Genomic DNA, 19,686 nt, shown 5'->3' with positions numbered 1-19,686 from the left:
TCCCACTAAAAAACAGGGCTTTGACCTGCTTTTATTTAATATAAATGAGTCACGACCGATTATTGGTAGCCAGGATTTTGCGTGAATTCGGCCTTGTTCGTCACAGCATCTATCTGGTCCTGCGGAATTGGGCGAAGGCTATGATAGGACTGGAAGTTGGCCGCCGGATCGGGGCTGTATTTTTTAATACGTTCTTCCAGTTTACCGGTACGTTTCAGATCGAACCATCGTAGTTGTTCGCCTGCCAGTTCACGAGCTCTTTCATCAAGGATAAAATCCAGCGAGATGTCGGCATCTGTGATCTGCATATCTGCTTCATGCCCTGGGATGGCAGCACGTTTACGGATCGCGTTGATGTAGTCTGCAGCTTTGGCACTATTGCCTGATTTGAATTGCGCTTCTGCTGCGATCAGATACATTTCTGCCAGGCGGATGATGAATGCATCACGGGCACTTTCTTCTTCATTCTGGGAAGCACGGGTCGGATCATCGAATTTCTGCAATGATATATAGTGGGTGCGGTCTTTACCACCGCCGCCGGCAGCGTATACCATATTTCTGTCGTACACTCTATATTTTTTACCGGCGGTATCAGCGTTTGTCACCGCGTATTTGGTGACTACGATTGCGGTATCGCCCAGTTTCATACCAGCTGGCGCTGTGTTCAGGTTATTGCAATACCATACTTGTTTGAAGGTGGCTGCATAACGGGAATCTGCTTTTTCATTGAACAGGTTCAACAGGAAGAGGGAGGGCATATACCTGTTGAAAGGGCGGCCATTCGCTACATCGCGCTGCATACCTGGCAGGTCATCGTATTTCATAATGAACATCAGGTGACCGTTGCTAGCACCGCGGGAGTGGCCGTTGGGATAAAGCGTCGCGTCTACCCGGTCATCGTAGACCAGGTTCTTCATATAGTTCACAGCCCACACGACTTCCTTGTTCTGCAGGTTGCTCATGCTCCAAAGGTCGGCATATTTTGCCTGTAAGCTGTACCCATAATTGTTAATGACGGAATCAGCAAGAACCGCTGCTCTTGCATTGAGGCCGCGGGTCAGGCACATCCTGGCCAGGAAGGCCTGGGCTACAGGTTTTGTGGCACGGCCATAGTCAGTCGTTGTGAGCGGCAGATCATTAATTGCCACATCCAGGTCACGGAAAATCTGTGCATAGAAAGTATCCACAGAGGTTCTATTAGCTGTCGTTTGAACACCTGTCGTTTCATCGGCAGTAAAATGAACGCCACCCCACATCTCCACGATATGCCAGTAGTAGAAAGCACGCATGAAGTGGAGTTCTGCATTGCGTGTCTTCCTGACAGCGTCGGTATAGCCGGCTTTGTCAACGCGGCTAATGCCTGTATTGCACAGGTTGATGGCGGCATATAGTTGTTTCCACAATCCACTCATTACGGTATTGCTGGCCTGGAGATTTATGTATTGTGTGATATCAGGGTATTTATCACCGGTACCGCTTGTCCAGAGGTCGGTGCCCATTTCAGCAATGCTGTAACCTTCTTCTTTGCCATACCACCAGCGATTGTAGGTGTAAACGGCATTCACCAGGGTCTCAAAACCTTCGGGGGTACTGAATACCTGGTCGGTGGTGAGGCCCGATGGGTTGTATTCTTCCAGTTGCTTGTTACAGGCGAAACCGGTTAATAATATGAGCAGGATATAATAGCGTTTCATGGTTTGCTTTTTTTGGATCAGAATTCAACGTTTAAACCAGCGACATACATTTTAGTGAGCGGGTTACTCAGGTCTCCCCCTCTTTCCGGATCATAGTCTTTCACCTTGCTGAAAGTGAAGAGGTTCTTGCCCGTTACGTACACTCTTACATTGCTGAGGTGCACGGTTCTCAATGCGCCTGCCGGCAGGGTATATCCCAGTGAGATATTCCTGATCTTTACAAAAGAGCCATCCTTATAACCCAGTGTTTTGATGAATGGCGTACCGTCTTTTGACACGCTGGCATTGGGTCTTGGATTTTCGTTGGTCGCGTGCTCCGGTGTCCAGTAGTCCAGCGGGGCGCTGTTTTCAAGACCCTGCGGATCAAATTTATTTGCGTATTCTGAATAGATGTACTGACCTATACGGGCAAATACATAGATGTTTAAATCAAAATTTGCGTAGCGGATATCGTTGTTAAAACCTCCACTCCAGGTAGGTACCTGTTTGCCTAATACTTTTCTATCCTGGGTATTGAGAGCACCATCTCCATTCAGATCTTTCACTTTGATAGTGCCGGGTTTGTAGCCGAATTTAGCCGCTTCTGTAGCTTCATCTGTTTGCCAGATGCCGAGTTTCTGATAGTCGTAATACACCTTTACCGGGTAACCAATGAACCAGCCATTGGCCACATCGTTTGTGTTGGCATCGGCCAGGGCCACGATCTCCTCTTTGTTTTTAGAGAAGACGATATTGGAAGTCCAGGTGAGTTTACCACTGCTGATGTTGGTGGTATTCAGCGCTATTTCGATACCCCTGTTACGGGTTTTACCAATGTTCTGGATCACGGTGGTCACCCCTGAAGAAGAAGGCAGGGTCCTTTGCAGCAGCAGGTCTTTGGTATGTGTGTCGTAGTAATCGATGGTCGCTCCTACCCTGCCATTGAGCACACTGAAATCCAGGCCTACATCGGTAGTGGCAGAGAGTTCCCATTTAAGGTTTTTGTTACCAATCTGGCTACCGATGGCATAGGCCAGGGCTGCATTGGTATCATCGTAGGAGAACGGGATCTTGCTCAGGTAACTGGCGGTGGAATAAGGTGACACGGCATCGTTACCGGCAATACCATAGCTGGCACGGATTTTCAGGTCGCTGAATACATTTTGCGCTTTCATGAATGCTTCATCACCGATTCGCCAGGCAGCGGCAGCTGAGGGGAAGAAAGCCCATTTATTGCCGGGTGCGAGTTTGGAAGATCCATCAGAGCGGCCCGTGAGGGAGAGCAGGTACTTACCTCTGTAGTTGTAATTCACACGTCCGGTAAAGGAAATGAGTTTGCTGGAGAGGTAGTTGGTGCGTACAGCAATACCACTTACACTGTTTGCGATTGCGTAATACAGTTGTGATGGCAGCAGCTGTCCTTCACCCTGCAGGAAACTCGAATCACGCTGATCGGAGAGCAAACTTGCAACACCGGTAATGCCGATGGTATGCTGTCCGAACTGACGTGAATAGTTGGCTACGTTTTCCCAGCTCAGGTAGCGTTGTGCACCTGTGTTGTACTGGGAACGGGAGGTAGAGGCGGTAGACCTGTCGATGGAATTCTTAGCAGCAAAGATCCCCTGTCGGGCATTGTCCAGCGTCACGCCCAGGTTGGAGCGGAGTGACAAGCCTTTGAGTGGTGTAAGCTCTACATAGGCATTGATAAAAGTTCTGGTGATGCGGCTATTGTTTTGATAAATATTCGGCTGTTCATCAGCCAGTGGGTTGATGGCAGAGCCATTGTTTGGGAACAATACAAAATTACTGTTGGCATCGTACGGACCATTGAGGGGTACGATCTTGTTGGCCTGGTTCAAAGGGTCGCGGCGGGCATCCTGGTCGTAGTAGGTCAGCTGGCTTTGCATACCTACTTTCAGGATGTTGCTGATGGTCTGATCGATGTTCAGACGTGCGCTGTAGCGGCGGGTGCGATCGAGTTTGAATAAACCTTTTTCATCAAAATAATCGAGGGAAAAGTAAACTTTTGTTTTATCGGAACCACCGGTCACACCTACCTGGTAATCCTGCTGTAGGCCTTTATGAATAAGCAGGTCAGCGTAGTTGGTCCAGAGGTTGTTTTTAATAGCGTTGACTTCGGCAGCGTTGAAGATGAGGGCATCATCAGCTTCGGAGTTCCAGCGGCCGGTAGTATGATAGGCTTCTCTTTTGAGTGTTACATATTGGGGGCCGGTCATCATGGATGGATAGCTGGCTACTTCGTTGGAGCCCACGTAGGTATTAAGATTTACTTTGGGCTTACCGGTAGCCCCTTTGCGGGTGCTTACGATGATCACACCGTTTGCACCACGGGAACCATAAATAGCTGTGGAAGAAGCATCTTTGAGCACCTCCATGCTTTGAATATCGCCGGGGTTAATGTCCTGGATGTTTTGGTATTGCACACCGTCTACGATGTAGAGAGGGCCGTTGTCTGCGCGGATGGAACGGTTTCCTCTGACGGTAACGTTGATTTTGGCACCGGAGGCGCCGCTGCTTTTGGTGATATCCACACCAGGGAGTTTACCCTGTACGGATTCCATGACGTTGGTAGTAGGTACTTTTTTGAGCTCGGCACCTTTTACGGAAACAACGGAGCCGGTGAGGTCTCTTTTCTTTACTTCACCATAGCCTATTACGACTACTTCATCCAGTTGTTTGTTATCCTTTGTCATTGCTATGCTCTGGCTTGTGTTTCCGTCGATATTACGGGTGAGTGCTTCATAGCCCATATAGGTGAATGTGAGCACACCCTGTAGATTGGGAACATGAATGGAGAAATTACCCGAGGCATCGGTCTGTGTACCGGTTGTCGTGCCTTTGAGTTGCACGCTGACCATCACGAGTGGTTCGCCGGTGGTAGCATCAGTGACTTTTCCTTTCACTATCTGGGTTTGAGCAAATGCCCAACTGACAGTGCATAGCAATAGCCAGCAAAACATCAGTAGTTTTTTCATAACGTATCGAATTGTTGCGTGTTTTTCAAATGGGTTATCAAATCCAATAATGGAATACGCATTGCTACAGCGGCAATACAGGCAGGCACTGGTTTTGTATCAGATTGATAGATCGTAACCGTATCCCCGAAACAATTCTACAGCTATAATTTTATTAATGGAAAAGAATGACCGGATTTATTTACGCAAACGTTTGCGGTTAATGTCAGTCATTGAGAATTTTTTATACGATTTAGGCTTTAAAAGCTACTTTAGTATAGAAAATCCTCAATACCTAATTATGAAAAAGTGGTTATTATTGTTTTGTTTGGCAGGGAATGTGCCTGCCATGGCCCAGACCTGTTGCCCGGTTATTGACACATTGCATGTTAACGGCGGCCTAAGTGTAGGAGCCAACTACAATCCCGCATTTCCTCTGAATGTGGGTGCAAAAGCCCGGTTTAGTAATCAGACCCATTTTGGTGACTGGTTTGATGATACGCCATATGGAGCCGGTATACAGATTGCCAGACCAGCGAACCAGGGAGATACCCGTTTCCATTTATCATTTGTCAGAGCAGGTCAATGGGTAGCTGGGATAGGCTTTCTGCAGTCCAGCAACACATTTGCTATTCAGAACTACGGTAACAATAGTGGCTCTTCCGGTATTTTTATTTCAGCGGCCAGCAATGTGGGTATAAACAATCGTGCCCCAACGACGACGCTGGATGTAAACGGAAGTATCAGAGCGGAGACAGGTATGTATATCGGAATGGCCGCTTTGCCCACGGGTTATGCATTGGCTGTAAATGGTACCATTGGCACTACGAAGCTAAAAGTAATACAGGCCTGGGCGGATTATGTGTTTGCACCGGATTATAAACTTCCATCCTTACAGGAAGTAGAAGCGCATATCAAAGCGCAACATAAACTACCTGATATCCCTTCTGAAAAACAGATTGCTGCAGAAGGACTGGATATTGGTGATATGCAGAAATTGCAGATGCAAAAGATTGAAGAATTAACTTTGTACATCATCGATTTGAAGAAACAGCTGGATGCCCAGCAAAAAGAAATCGAAGTACTGAAAGCTAAATAAATTTATTTTACAAAGGATTTTTAGAAGGGTTTGCCGGGCGGCAAACCCTTTTTAATTTATTCAATCCTGAACCAGTCATAGTCTGCATAGCCGGCATCATTGATCTGGCCCGGGCGGGTGCAGAACAGGCCAACTTTAGCTCCGATCCAGCGACCGGGTTTTGCGGTGAAAGTATCTTTTATTGTTGTAAATTCTTTTCCATCGGCACTGTAGCTAAACTGGCAGATGCCACCTTCGCTTATTTTCATGCGGAAATAGCAGGTGCTGTCTGAAAGGGTGGTGATGACCTGCTGTGTTTCAGCCCCGCCTTTGTCTGCATTTTTGCAGATGCTGTATACGAGTTGTAGTTCCTTTTCTTTTTTGAGGATGGAAAGTGATGCATAGTCCGCTCCCATAATAATGAGCCCTGTGCGTTCTTCCTCTAATTTAGGATTAGGTGTGAATTTGCACAGGGTGGTGACTGTGAAGTTGTCGTTTGGAAATTTCTGTAAGAGCAAATTCGGCACATCCCAGTAGTTGTGCAATGAGTCGGGCAATTTTGCAGAGAAAAGCCTTAACACACCTTTTGCGGGTGAGAGCATTCCCCAGGTAGGGAGCGGATTTGCCTGCCATTGCCATTGAAGACCGAGAGGGCTGGTATTGAATTCATCAGAAGTGGGTGGCGTTGTAATTGCTTTACCAGGGATCGGCTTTCTATAAGTGATCACGGGTTCACCTTTGCCATCGCCGTCTTTGTCAATACCTATCACAGGCCAGTCATTCACCCATTTCATAGGTTGTAAATGGACGACCCGGCCATAGGCATCTTTGTCCTGGAAATGCAGGAACCAGTCGGTGCCAGTCTTAGTCGTCACCCAGGCTCCCTGATGCGGACCATTGATGGGAGAACTTCCCTGATCCAGAACGATCTTCTCTTCGTAAGGACCCTCGATTTTTTTGGATCGCAATATGAGTTGCCAGCCGGTGCTTACACCACCCGCGGGTGCAAAGATGTAGTAATATCCATTGCGTTTATAGAGCTTCGGCCCCTCTAATGTAGGATTAGCAGGATGGCCATCCACCACGAGAATACCGGCATCGGTAACCGTAGTACCGGCGGCGTTCATGTGATTCAGCGTCAGCACACTTTTGATGCCTGCACGGCTACCGGCATAAGCGTGAATGAGATATGCCTGGCCATTGTCATCCCAGAATGGGCAGGGATCGATGATGCCTTTGCCTTCTTTTACGAGAATAGGATCTGACCAGGGGCCTTTGGCCGATCTGGCTTTGATCATATAGATGCCAAAATCAGGATCCGGGTAATAGATGTAAAATTCGTTGCCGTGGTAACGGATGGATGGTGCCCATACACCGCCTCCGTGCTGAACTTTTGAAAAATGATCATAGGGAGGCTGGCGAAGCAATGCATGACCGATGAGCGACCAGTTGACCAGGTCCGTTGAATGCAGGATCGGTAAACCAGGAATACAGTTGAAGCTCGAAGCTGTCATGTAAAAGTCCGGGCCGGCGGCACAGACATCGGGGTCGGAATAATCGGCATTGATGACCGGGTTACGGTAAGTGCCATTGCCTAAATCCTGTGCAGTGGCTAATGTGCAGCATAGGCACAGGATGAGTGTACAAAGCGTGGATGGTGTCATTGTTTTTCAAATACGTGTGAATATGACACTAATGTAGGGGAATTTTTTCTTTTGAATAGCTATTGGATTTGGGTGGATATCATTTAAAATTTAGTCAGGCCGGCGACAGGAGTTTTCTTTGGGGGATTTGAATAGCACATTGCGAATTGAGATTTCTTTTTTTTGGAGATGCTAATCTGCTGACAGTTTTTTCTCCCGAATGTGATATACGGTTTCCAGATAATGTTAAAATAAATTATATTTACGAAGCCGTTATGAAATTTGAAGCAGCCACTATAAAAGATATCGCGAACGCACTGGGCCTTTCCACCTCCACCGTTTCACGCGCATTGCGCGACAGTCATGAGATCAGTATCGCTACTAAACAGCTGGTACTGGAATATGCTACCCGTATTAATTATCATCCGAATCCTATTGCACTAAGTCTGAAAGAGAAGCGGAGCCGGTCCATTGGCGTGATTGTAGCCGAGATCGCCAATAGCTTCTTTTCCCAGGCGATCAATGGTATTGAATCAGTGGCAAAGGACAAGGGGTATAATGTCATCATTTCCCAGACACACGAATCCTTTGAAAAGGAGGTGATGACCCTGCAATATCTCGCATCCAGGTCGATAGACGGCCTACTGATTTCAGTAAGTAGTGGTACACAAAACCTGGAGCATTTGAAAGCTTTGCATGACAGGGGGTTCCCGATTGTGTTTTTTGACAGGATTGTGGAGGATTTGCAGACGCATAAAGTGATGGTGGATAATTTCAGGGGGGCCTATGATGCGACTTTGCACCTGGTGAACAAGGGTTATAAGCACATCGCAGTACTGGCAGGTCCGGAGAATCTGAGTATTACCCGGGAACGGGTAGCCGGGTACATGGAAGCATTGGCACAGTCGCGGATGAAACCATCAAAAGCGATGATTAAGTATAGTCAGTTTGCAGGATTATATATCGATGAAGTGGAGCAGTCGCTGAATCAGTTATTGAAATTAAGACCCCGGCCGGATGCGATATTTACAGCCTCTGATAAATTAACAACGAATTGCATGCGGGTGTTGAAAGCGAAGGGGATTAAGATACCGGAAGAGATGGCGCTGGTGGGATTTTCAAATTCTGATTTGATTGAATTGCTGCACCCGCCATTGACAGTCGTGAGACAACCCGCTTTTGAGATGGGGCAGATAGCTACAGGAATGCTGTTGCAGTTAGTGGAGAGTAAGAAGCCGGTGAAGGAGTTTGAACGAAAGATCCTCGCGACTAATTTAATAGTACAAGCATCATCATAGAAAAGGGTTTGCCTTCCGGCAAACCCTTTTTAATAATTAAGCAGTTTGTAAATTCCCCTTAGTCAGTTTTGCCAATGACACCGTCATTTCCGCTAAACGATTCGAAATTCCCACCTCATTATCATACCATGCCACCACTTTCACCAGGTTACCAATACTACGTGTCAGGGTACCATCCATGATAGAAGAATGTGTGTTTCCTAAAATATCAGCAGATACCAGCGGCTCTTCAGTATATTCCAGTACACCCTTGAGACTATTGTCTGCATATGATTTGAAAAGATCATTGATTTCCTGCGCTGTAGCAGGTTTGATCAGGTTTACGGATAGCTCGGCAATGGAGCCATCTATCACGGGTACACGATAAGAGAAACCATCCAGTTTACCTTTCAGACCAGGCAGTACATCCCCGATCGCTTTGGCGGCACCGGTAGTAGTTGGAATAATAGATTGGGTAGCAGCACGTGCTCTTCTGAAATCTTTGTGCGGACCATCCTGCAGCATCTGATCCATAGTAAATGCATGTATAGTACTCATGAAACCGGATGTGATCCCATATTCCTTTTCCAGTACATACAGTAAAGGGGCAATACAGTTCGTAGTGCAGGATGCAGTGGAAAGGATCTGATCATCCTTGTCCATGATATCATCATTAACGCCAACGACTACTGTTTTTACACCACCGGTAGCAGGTGCGGTGATCAGTACTTTGGAAGCACCCGCTGTAATGTGCGCCTGGGCAGCTTCTTTTTGGGTAAAGCGACCGGTAGATTCGATGACAACATCGACATTAAGGGCGCCCCATGGGAGTTTTTGCGGATCTCTTTCACTGAGAAAAAGGATCTCCTGGTCATTGACTATTATTTTATCATCATGCTGTACGATGGTGCCTGGAAACTTGCCGTGGGAGCTATCGTACCTGAGAAGATGTGCCAATAGTTTTACATCTGTGAGATCGTTGACAGCGACGATCTGAACGTCTTTTTTGTCCTGTAATGCTCTTAAGGTCATTCTGCCTATTCTACCGAAACCATTGATGGCTACTCTCATAACTTAGTTTTTAGAGTGATAAATGTCCACCTCATCACGGAAAGTGTGATGCAGTAGTTATGTTAGATATTTTTTGTTTTACTTAATCAGCAAAGGAGGTTCTGAACGTTCGCCTGTAATCACTTGGTGTTACATTCATATGCCTCAGGAACACCCTTCTCATCGAGACCACACCTCCTAATCCACACCGGGTAGCAATTTGCTCCATACTATAATCGCTATCCTCCAGATATTTCCGGGCAATCTCCACGCGCAGCTTCTCTACAAACTTAGCAGGTGTCATACCCGTTTCGCGGGTAAAAACGCGGGTGAAATTGCGGATACTCATATTCAGATGAGTAGCCAGTTCCTCTACTCCCATTTCTTTGTCAAGATGCTCCAGTATCCATGGGCGCAGCTTTCCGGCGAGGGAGTTGGCAACGCTGTGCAGCTGCAGCAGGTTGGCAAACTGAGACTGATAACCAGGGCGCTTCAGGTATAACACCAGTTTGCGGGCTACCTGGATGGCGACTTCGCGGCCATAGTCTTCTTCAACGAGGGCCATGGCGAGGTCTACCCCGGAAGAGACACCACCCGATGTATAGACGTTCCCATCTTTGGTATAGAATGGGTTGGTGTCTACGCAAATGCTGGGGTATCGTTCCTGAAAGGAGCGGCTGTGTTCCCAGTGAGTAGTGGCATTTTTCCCTTCGAGGATGCCGGCTTCGGCCAGGGCGTAGGTGCCTACACAAATGGAGCCAACACGGCGGAGACGGGGATAGTTGTTTTTAAGCCAGTTGATGAGCCGCCGGTCTCCGGATTGGAGCAGGACCATGGGGAAACCAGCCACGATCAGGGTATCTATGGGTTGGGTGATTTCGTCCAGGGTAAGCGGGCAGATCATGGTGATGCCACTTTTTGTAGGAACTATTTTGTCATCTCCATAGGCAGCGAGCAGAATGTTGTAGCCGGAGCCTTCAGTACCGAGACCGTCGTGCAGGAGGGCATCAGCGGCGGCGAAGACGTCACAGGGGCCTGCGATGTCGAGCATAAAAGTACCTGGCATAGGCACGATGACTACTGTTTTCTTTGCCATGGAGCTGAATTATGTCGTAAAGGTAAGTGGTTTTGCTGGTGGCGGAAAGGTCATAAATGATACAGATCCGGCCAAAGTTCCCTGATCCATTTTGAATTTAATTGTGCCGCAGGAGACTAAATTGATTTTGGGGAAATAAATCATCCCAGGTGGCAAGCGATACCTCAATAATAGAGCTGAGCCCAGGATGAACCGTACATAACCCGTAGATATCCCGCCTCTTTTAAGATGCGGGTTAAAGGCGGCTTATAGGCGGGATATCTGCGGGTTATCTGCGGGTTATCTCTCTTTTTGCACAGAGGAAGCACAGGCGCTTCCAGTTTTGCATTACCAGTTTCATCAGAAAACTACTTTAAAACGATCCTTTATCTCGACACGCCAAGCCAATACCCTGGTTTTCCAAACAATTATATTCAAATACCGGCCTCCCAACAGGCACAACAGGCCCTCTAAAACATATTTCCTGTTCGTTTTTAGCCGGAATACTGTACTAAAAACGAACAGGTTAAATATTTTGAAATATGTATATTCCTGACAGGGCTTTAATAAAAAAATGGCATTTGTTTCGTGCAGCAAACATTACCGCTAAAACGATCATATGTTTAATGGTATCTTTACTGCTGCCTGGCGCAATCTTCGCAAAGACCGCCTATTCACCCTGCTTAATCTCCTTGGCCTTTCTACCGGCCTTGCCTGTGCCCTGCTGATCTTCTTATGGGTCAGGGATGAAAAACAGATCAATCATTTTAATACAAAAGACGATCGCCTCTACCAGATACTCGTGAACTTGAACGACAATGGGCAAATTGCTACCATGGACCATACGCAGGGGCTGCTGGCACAATCCCTGAAAAACGAGGTTTCCGGTGTTGAATACGCCGCCTCCGTTTTACCCGCCTCCTGGTTTCGCAACTCCGGCGTACTCACATTCGGCGACAATCATCTCAAGGCCGGCGGTCAGTTTATCAGCAAAGATTTCTTCGATGTCTTTACCTGCAGGATCCTATATGGGAATGCCCTTGCTGATAAACAAAGCATCATGATCTCTGACCGTATGGCCCAGAAACTTTTTCCGCAGGAACAGGATGCTATCGGTAAATCTATTCACTGGGAACAAGGTGAATTCAGCGGTGACTATGGTATCAGCGGCGTGTTTCAGGCACCTCCTGCCAATGCAACGGAACAATATGACCTCTTACTTGACTACCAGCTTGTACTGGAAAAAAGAGAGGGTTTAACGAAGTGGTACAATTTTGATCCCAGCACTTTCATCATCGTAAATAAAGATGCAGATATAACCGCGTTGCAAAAGCGGATTAAAGATTTCGTCAAAACAAAAGATAAGGAAACCGGCGCTACGCTGCTACTTACAAAGTATTCCGACTTTTATCTTTATAACAAATACGAAAATGGCAAACAAAGCGGAGGCAGAATTGCCTATGTAAAACTCTTCTCACTCATTGCTTTGTTCATCTTAATCATCGCCTGCATCAACTTCATGAACCTCAGTACGGCAAAAGCTGCCACCAGGGTTAAAGAAGTGGGTGTAAAGAAGGTGGTAGGTGCCAGCAGGGGAATGTTGATTTTACAATACCTGAGTGAAAGCGTCCTGCTTTCCATGCTCGCATTATTGCTGGCAGTTGGATTGATCATTTGCTTTCTTCCTATATTCAATCACATCACCGGTAAGCAATTACAGATCTGGCCAAGCCCCTCACTGGCGCTTTCATTCCTGGGCATTACAATATTAACGGGAGTGGTAGCAGGCAGTTATCCTGCGTTATATTTATCAGGCTTCAAACCCGCGCTTGCATTGAAAGGCAAACTGCGCACGGCATTTGGAGAAGTAATGACACGCAAAGGATTGGTGATATTTCAATTTGTATTGTCTGTGAGCTTCATCATCGCCATCCTGATCGTTTACAAACAGATGCAGTATATCCAAAACAGAAACCTTGGGTATAACAGATCAAATCTCGTGCATTTCGAAGTACCTACCGGCCAGGAAGATAATATGGCTTCCTTCCTGGACCTGGTCAAAAATCAACCTGGCATACAGGATGCATCCAGTTATAATCATGACTTCACTGGCAATCACGGTGGCCTTGGCGGCCTTACATGGTTGGGCAAAACAGATAACACTGACCTGAGTTTCAGTAACCTCGAAGTGGGTTATGGCTTCCTTGAAATAATGGGTGTACAACTCAAAGAAGGCAGGTATTTTTCCAGGGACAGCCGCGCTGACAATGAAATTATTTTTAATGAAACAGCGATCCGCGAAATGGGAATTAAAGATCCTATTGGCAAATCGGTCCGCTTCTGGGGTAGAGAAAAAGTGATCATCGGTATTGCGAAAGATTTCAATTATGAATCCCTGTATGAAACAGTGAAACCCGCTTTCTTCCAAAGCTATAAGGTGATGCCAAACTTTGTTGTAAAAATTGCTCCCGGAAAAGACGAAGCGACTATGCAGCTATTGAAAAAACTGTATGAACAACATTTTCAGGGGCTCACTTTTGATTATAAATATGTAGACGAAGACTACCAGGCAATGTATGCATCCGAAAGGAGAGTGAGTGATCTATCCCGTTACTTTGGCGGACTGACCATCCTGATCTCCTGCCTGGGATTGTTTGGGCTGGCGGCATTCACAGCACAAAGAAGACAAAAGGAAATCGGTATCCGCAAAGTGATAGGTGCATCTACAGGAAATATTGTAAGATTGTTATCAGCTGATTACTTTAAACTGATCGGCATTGCTATGCTCATTGCTTTCCCACTGGCAGGCTGGATGATGTTCCTGTGGTTGCAAACATTTGCTTACCGTATACAGATTGGCGCAGATGTCTATTGCATGGCAGGTATTGCGACCCTGCTCATTACCTTTACGACCATTGGTTATCAAAGTATAAAAGCAGCATTCACTAACCCGGTAAAGAGCTTACAAGCAGAATAACCTATGTTTAAAAGAAGCCTTCGCCGGCTCATGAAAGACCGGCAATCCACTATATTGAACCTGGTCGGTCTGAGTACCGGGCTTGCCTGTGCCCTGCTGATATGGTTATGGATACATGATGAATTACAAACAGACCGTTTTCATCAATCCGGTGAGCGCATCTACCAGGTGATGGTTACCCGGCAACAGGGCAACGGCTCTGAAACCGACCCTGGTACAGCAGGCGCTTTAGGGCAGGAACTAATAAACATCATTCCCAATGTGGAACAGGTAGTCACCCTAGCCCCGCAGAAATGGTTCGAACCCTTCAGCGTCAATTATGGAAATAATACGGTAAGTGCTACCGGCAATTTTGCGTCGAAAGATTTTTTTTCCATGTTCTCTTTTGATTTGCTGGAAGGAAATAAAAATACTGTGCTTGCCGATAAGCATAGCGTGGTGATTTCAAAATCACTCGCCCTGAGTTTATTCCATTCTACTAAAGATGCGGTTGGGAAAACGCTTTCATGGAAACTATTCGACTTTAAACAAGTCGTGACTGTCACCGGTGTTTATAATGACATGCCGGCGAATAGTACCATCAAAATGGATTTTGTTTTGAACTTTAATGCCTGGGTAGATGAAATGCCCGTTTCTGGTGACCTGGGAAATGGAACCGGGCCATTTGAAACCTATGTATTGCTTAAAAAAAGGCACAGACATGTTGCATGTTCAGGCAGCCTTGCGTAAATGGCCGTTCAAGGTACAGCTCTCGCTCAGGAGTTTTACAGACAGGTACTTACAGGAAGGCAGCCGGATAACATATATACGTATGTTTGGCCTGATTGCTATTTTCATTCTAATCATAGCATGTATCAATTTCATGAACCTGAGTACGGCAAATGCAGTAGGCAGAATGAAAGAAATAGGGATCAAAAAAGCGATCGGTGCTTCGAGAGGTGCATTGATCAGGCAATTCCTGGGAGAATCAATATTGCTGAGCTTTATGTCATTAGTACTGGCGATAGGTATAGCAGCTCTCCTATTACCTGATTTTAATGCGATTACAGGAAAACAACTTGCTTTGCAGCCTGACTACACAATGGTTCTTATTACCCTTTTTACAGGCCTTTTAGCCGGCAGCTATCCGGCATTTTATCTCACCGGTTTTCATCCTGTTGTAACCCTGAAAGGAAATTTTATACAAGGCTCCGCTAATGCCTGGGCAAGGAAGGGGCTGGTTACTTTCCAGCTGGTCGTGTCTGTGGTATTTATCATTGCGGTGTTGGTCATCTATCAGCAAATGCGATTTATTCAACAGAAAAACCTTGGTTTTAATAAGGACAATGTCATTTACTTCCAGGCGGATGGACTGGCAATGAAGTATAACGATGTTATGCTGGCAGGGTTGAAACAGTTACCAGGTGTCGTGAATGCATCCGGTATGATGCGTAACATCATTATGCCGTTTGAAAATCTTGATTCACATATAGAATGGGATGCTAAGAACAAGGACAACCAGGTCCGGTTCTCGGAAATGCTGGTCAACTATGACCTGATTGAAACACTGGGTATGACGATGCTGAAAGGTCGCTCTTTCAGCAGGAATTTCAGTACCGATAGTCAGGCAGTTGTGCTGAATGAAACCGCAGTAAAGGCAATGGGTCTAACTGATCCCATTGGCAAGACTATTTATACGCAAAATGTACCGGTGCAGATTATTGGAGTCGTCAAAGATTTCAATTTTAATTCACTGCACAATGCGATCCGGCCCTACATCTTCAGATTATGGCCGAAATATTCCATCATAACGATGGTGCGGATTAATGATATCAAAGCCATTGATCGTATTGCAGCCTATTATAAACAGTTTAATCCGGGCTATAGTTTCAATTATCAATTCCTGGATGAAGCCGTGCAGGACCAATATAAATCTGAACAGGTAATAAGCAGTCTCTCCCGTTATCTTGCGGCGTTGGCCATCCTCATCTCATGTCTTGGATTGTTTGGATTAATGGCAGTTACTGCTGAACGAAGAAGGAAGGAAATCAGTATCAGGAAAGTACTGGGGGCTTCAGTAAAACAGCTCACCCTATTACTTTCAGGCGATTTCCTAAAACTAGTATTCATTGCAATTATTATTGCATTTCCGCTGGCAGGATGGATGATGGAAAAGTGGTTGCAAGGTTTTGTTTATCGTACGCAGTTACAGGCAGGAGTTTTCGTGCTGGCAGCAGTGGCAACCTTGTTTATTACTGTTTGTACAATTAGTTTTCAATCATTAAAGGCTGCTTTTTCAAACCCTGTAAAGGCTTTGAATGCGGAATAGTATTGTAAGGGTTCCTGAAGGTGATACTGAAAACGAGGCTGTATCGGACTTATGATACAGCCCCGTTTTTTGCGATGCGCAGCCAGGAGCTAGCTTCAGCAATGCAATATTTTAAAGCTGGTTAGCGGTTTACCCTATATAATGTATATGATTGACCTGCTTTTGTTGGTAATGCATATACAAATCCATGCTCTCCATCTTTTGATTTTACTGGTGCCAATTGTTCATTTCCTCCTGCCTTAATACGTTGTGGCACACGCAGCATACAGGTGCCATTTCTGCTGGCATGGATGGTTACACTGGTGAGCAATCCCTCTTTCCAGTCCATATCCACAGTATATCCTCCCTGTGCCAGCAATCCTTTTACCTTACCAGTATTCCATACATCAGGCAGTGCCGGTAACAAATGCAGGGTACCTGTCTGGCTTTGCAAGAGCATCTGTGCCATGCCTGAAATACCACCAAAGTTTCCGTCGATCTGGAAAGGTGGATGTGCACAGAACAGGTTTGCATAGGTGCCACCTGCATTATGCATATCAACAGCCCCTTCGCCGGAGAAGGTTAACAGCTCTTTCAGCAGTTTGTGTGCATGGTTCCCATCCAGCAATCTTGCCCAGGTATTGATCTTCCATGCTTTACTCCACCCGGTACCCCCATCTCCACGAATTTCAAGGCTTTTTTTGCAGGCAGCTGCCAGCTCAGGTGTTGTAAGGGGAGAAATCTGATTTCCCGGAAAAAGGCCAAATAAATGAGAAATATGACGATGTTGAGGATCTTCATCCTCCCAGTCTTTATACCATTCCTGCAAATTGCCTTTTTTACCGATCTGTAATGGATACAGTTTCGCTAATGCCTGTTTCAGCGAATCGGCGAAAACGGCATCTTTACCTAATACATCTGCAGCAGCGATCACATTGGTAAATAAATTATGAATGACTGAAAGGTCCATGGTAGCGGCAACGGAAACAGCCCCATGTTCTCCTTTTTCAGTGATAAAGATATTTTCAGGTGAGGTAGCAGGTGCTGTGACCAGGCGACCTTGCTTGTCTGGCACCAGCCAGCCCAGGCTAAACTGAGCAGCAGATTTCATGATGGGGTAAGCGGTGTCACTCAGGAACTTCCTGCTGCCGCTATATTCATAGTGCTGCCAGAGGAACTGGCAAAGCCAGTTGCCTCCCATCATCCAGTTGGCCCAGTTAGGGTCACCTTTGCCAATATCCCCTACCGGGTTGGAGATGGCCCATATATCAGTATTATGGTGGGCAACCCAGCCATTGGTATTATAGAAGTTTTGTGCAGTATGCCGGCCGGTCACCGCAAGTTCCATGAGCAGGTCGTACAGCGGTTGCTGCATTTCCATCAGGTTGCATTCCTCTGCCGGCCAGTAGTTCATTTCTGTATTGATATTAATGGTGTAATTAGAACTCCAGGGAGCACGCAGTTCTTTATTCCAGATTCCCTGCAGGTTGGCAGGTGCACCTTTGGTACGGGAACTGGAAATGAGCAGGTAGCGGCCATACTGGAAATATAATGCTTCCAGGAAAGGATCATTTTCACCAGCAGTATAGCGGCGCAGGCGCTCATCTGTAGGCAAGTCCGTTTTGCTGCTATCCCCTATTGAAAAACTGACCCGCTGGAAAAATTTCCTATAGTCACCAGCATGACGGTTGTACAAATCATTGTAGGAGCGAGATGCAGCCTTTGCCAGTTGCGCAGCTGCGATCTTATCTTCATTCAGGCCATCCCTGTCAGGACATTTGTCATAACCATTGAAACTGGTAGCACCGGAAACGATTACAGTAACATCCGTGGCGTTCTTAACAGTGATTCCGGAGGTGTCTGTTTTAATTGTTCCGTCGACACTGATGGCTCTCAGCCTGACTTCGAAGCGCATCCCTTTACAGCTACCCGCCTCTTCATATATAATAGGTTCTTTATTATAACCTACATAACTGGGGTCAGCCTGTGAAGGAGCTTTCCCTTTCAGCACCAGGTCTTTGCCACTTATGCTGTTCTGATAACGTAACTGGCTGTTAGCGCTGAGTGTGAAATTTAGTTGACCTTTCTTGCTGCTTGTGAGACGGTAAACGATTACTTGATCTGGTGCAGAGATATACATCAAACGGGTATATTGCACGCCATTACTGGTAAAGCGGGTGCTGGCCGTTGAATTGTTCAGATCCAGATCACGTGAGTAATCGCTTACATTGCTTTCGTCAACCTGCTGATGGAGATGAAGGTCACCCATTGGCAGGAATGACTGGGAGTATACACCCTGCATCTTGCGAAGCAGGCTATCAGCCTGGTGATAATTTTCATTGAACAGGGCTGCTCTTACCTGGGGGAGGTACCTGGCAGCATCTGGGTTGACGTTATTGTCTACCGGTCCACCCGACCACAGGGTGGCTTCATTCAGTTGAATCAATTCATTGCTGACTTTCCCGAATACCATTGCACCAAGACGGCCATTACCAAGAGGCAGGGCCTGGGTCCACTCCTTTGCAGGAGTATTGTACCAGAGTTTTAAGGGAGCTTCCCGCCGTTGAGACCTGACTGTTCCGGTGGTCAATAGCAGCACGGAGAGCAGTCCTATTTTGATTTGTTTCATAACGTTTGTAAAATAGAAATATATTAATCTAAAAGCAACCTAAATGTAATGGAAAGTAACATGTCGCAAACGATTGCACAAAAAAGTTTGCTAAACACTTGGTAATCATTTTAGCCCTCGTTACATTTGTTGTATATTTAATAATCGCCACCAAAGTGAAGAAGTGAACAGGATGAAACGGTGGTTATTGATCGGAGATTAAATTACCTTATTTACATATAGCACAAGCTGAAAGATTTTATGGACCTGAGTACCATAACGTGGAATTTTAGCACAAAGGTCGAATTCTTTCGACCTTTCTCTTTTTTAAGAAGTGCCAATTTGAAGAGTGTCTAAAAAGGGGGCTAATTCATCGGACCATTTTCATACAATGTTTTGCATTCAATGTATCTTCGACACTTATTCTGTTTCCCTTTGCAAATATTAAATCTCCATCTGCAACTTCCCAAATAGCAAAACCTAAACGTTTTGACCTTACCAAAAGTTTACCGCAATTAACAAGATAGTAATCTTCCTCTTTATTAAAAATAACCTGTCTATCGTGTCGTTGATACCTTCTATTGCTATCAGACCGACTAACAAGTACCTGGAAGTTCAGTTCATCAGGTGTAGAATAATATACGTTTGGCTGTTTCTTTGGGGGTTCATCGCCATCAAAAAATAGGCGTTCGCCTAATAATGAGAAATACGCCCGCTGTAACTCGTGTACGTAAGTTACCTTTGAAGTAAATAGGTGATTCCCTAAACCGAAATTCCATTGATCACCGCAGGGGCTAATAATAAATTGCTGGGATTTAGAAGATTCGCGAACCATTGGCCCACTAGCACCATTCTTATTAACAAACTTTAATCTGGTCAGCTCTCCCCTATCTATAAGTATAGGCCCCAATCGATCAATCAGCATATCAATTCCTTCTAATTGCTCTTCATTTATTCTGATCCTATCTCCTTCTAAAATGAAATAAGCACCAAAGAAGATTTGCTCAAACTCGATCATTCGCTAATATTTTTAGCAAAAATAC

The 19,686-nt window shown here is 45.8% G+C and carries 12 protein-coding genes; 5 read left to right on the top strand and 7 right to left on the bottom strand.

All coding sequences use genetic code 11. The annotated features are described in order from the left end of the window. Nucleotides 1-59 precede the first annotated feature (59 nt). Both U0033_RS32840 and U0033_RS32835 read right to left on the bottom strand, forming a co-directional pair. Nucleotides 60-1,694, bottom strand: a complete 1,635-nt coding sequence (locus tag U0033_RS32840; protein ID WP_072357106.1) for a RagB/SusD family nutrient uptake outer membrane protein — start codon at nt 1,692-1,694, stop codon at nt 60-62. Nucleotides 1,695-1,711: 17 nt separating this feature from the next. Continuing rightward, on the bottom strand, nt 1,712-4,669 hold the full coding sequence (locus tag U0033_RS32835; RefSeq protein ID WP_072357105.1) for a SusC/RagA family TonB-linked outer membrane protein: 2,958 nt from the start codon (nt 4,667-4,669) through the stop codon (nt 1,712-1,714). A 280-nt stretch (nt 4,670-4,949) separates the two neighbouring features. Here U0033_RS32835 and U0033_RS32830 point away from each other — a divergent pair, with 280 nt between their 5' ends. After that, nucleotides 4,950-5,747, top strand: coding sequence for a hypothetical protein (locus tag U0033_RS32830; protein ID WP_072357104.1), 798 nt, complete (start codon nt 4,950-4,952; stop codon nt 5,745-5,747). Nucleotides 5,748-5,803: 56 nt separating this feature from the next. On the opposite strand, the gene U0033_RS32825 is transcribed toward U0033_RS32830, so the two are convergent. Then, nucleotides 5,804-7,390, bottom strand: coding sequence for a glycoside hydrolase family 43 protein (locus U0033_RS32825; protein WP_072357103.1), 1,587 nt, complete (start codon nt 7,388-7,390; stop codon nt 5,804-5,806). Nucleotides 7,391-7,644: 254 nt separating this feature from the next. On the opposite strand from U0033_RS32825, the gene U0033_RS32820 reads away from it, so the two are divergent. Further along, nucleotides 7,645-8,667 (top strand): LacI family DNA-binding transcriptional regulator, encoded by a 1,023-nt coding sequence (locus U0033_RS32820; RefSeq protein ID WP_072357102.1) that lies wholly within the window; start codon nt 7,645-7,647, stop codon nt 8,665-8,667. Between the two features lie 36 nt (nt 8,668-8,703). On the opposite strand, the gene gap is transcribed toward U0033_RS32820, so the two are convergent. Further along, nucleotides 8,704-9,717: a type I glyceraldehyde-3-phosphate dehydrogenase gene (gene gap / locus U0033_RS32815; RefSeq protein WP_072357101.1), complete on the bottom strand. Its 1,014-nt coding sequence runs from the start codon at nt 9,715-9,717 to the stop codon at nt 8,704-8,706. Between the two features lie 82 nt (nt 9,718-9,799). Next, nucleotides 9,800-10,792 (bottom strand): GlxA family transcriptional regulator, encoded by a 993-nt coding sequence (locus U0033_RS32810; RefSeq protein WP_072357100.1) that lies wholly within the window; start codon nt 10,790-10,792, stop codon nt 9,800-9,802. Nucleotides 10,793-11,390: 598 nt separating this feature from the next. Here U0033_RS32810 and U0033_RS32805 point away from each other — a divergent pair. The 3 genes from U0033_RS32805 to U0033_RS32795 are packed head-to-tail and all read left to right on the top strand — an operon-like array spanning nt 11,391 to nt 16,056. Further along, a complete protein-coding gene (locus tag U0033_RS32805) occupies nt 11,391-13,748 on the top strand; it encodes an ABC transporter permease (RefSeq protein ID WP_072357099.1) in 2,358 nt (785 codons plus the stop codon). Nucleotides 13,749-13,751: 3 nt separating this feature from the next. Then, nucleotides 13,752-14,477 carry an ABC transporter permease gene (locus U0033_RS32800; protein WP_083571331.1) on the top strand — a complete coding sequence of 242 codons (726 nt, stop codon included), beginning with the start codon at nt 13,752-13,754 and terminating at the stop codon, nt 14,475-14,477. Next, nucleotides 14,449-16,056, top strand: coding sequence for an FtsX-like permease family protein (locus U0033_RS32795; protein WP_177318527.1), 1,608 nt, complete (start codon nt 14,449-14,451; stop codon nt 16,054-16,056). The genes U0033_RS32800 and U0033_RS32795 overlap by 29 nt, the downstream gene beginning before the upstream one ends. A 121-nt stretch (nt 16,057-16,177) precedes the next feature. Here U0033_RS32795 and U0033_RS32790 read toward each other — a convergent pair whose 3' ends face one another. Both U0033_RS32790 and U0033_RS32785 read right to left on the bottom strand, forming a co-directional pair. Beyond that, a complete protein-coding gene (locus U0033_RS32790) occupies nt 16,178-18,664 on the bottom strand; it encodes a glycoside hydrolase family 95 protein (RefSeq protein WP_072357098.1) in 2,487 nt (828 codons plus the stop codon). Nucleotides 18,665-19,013: 349 nt separating this feature from the next. Further along, nucleotides 19,014-19,661: a hypothetical protein gene (locus U0033_RS32785; protein WP_072357097.1), complete on the bottom strand. Its 648-nt coding sequence runs from the start codon at nt 19,659-19,661 to the stop codon at nt 19,014-19,016. Between the last annotated feature and the right edge of the window lie 25 nt (nt 19,662-19,686).

This window comes from Chitinophaga sancti (assembly GCF_034424315.1).
In the GTDB taxonomy this organism is placed as follows: domain Bacteria; phylum Bacteroidota; class Bacteroidia; order Chitinophagales; family Chitinophagaceae; genus Chitinophaga; species Chitinophaga sancti.
The sequence above is the reverse complement of the archived record's forward strand: the minus strand, read 5'-3'. Positions and strand labels throughout refer to the sequence as shown.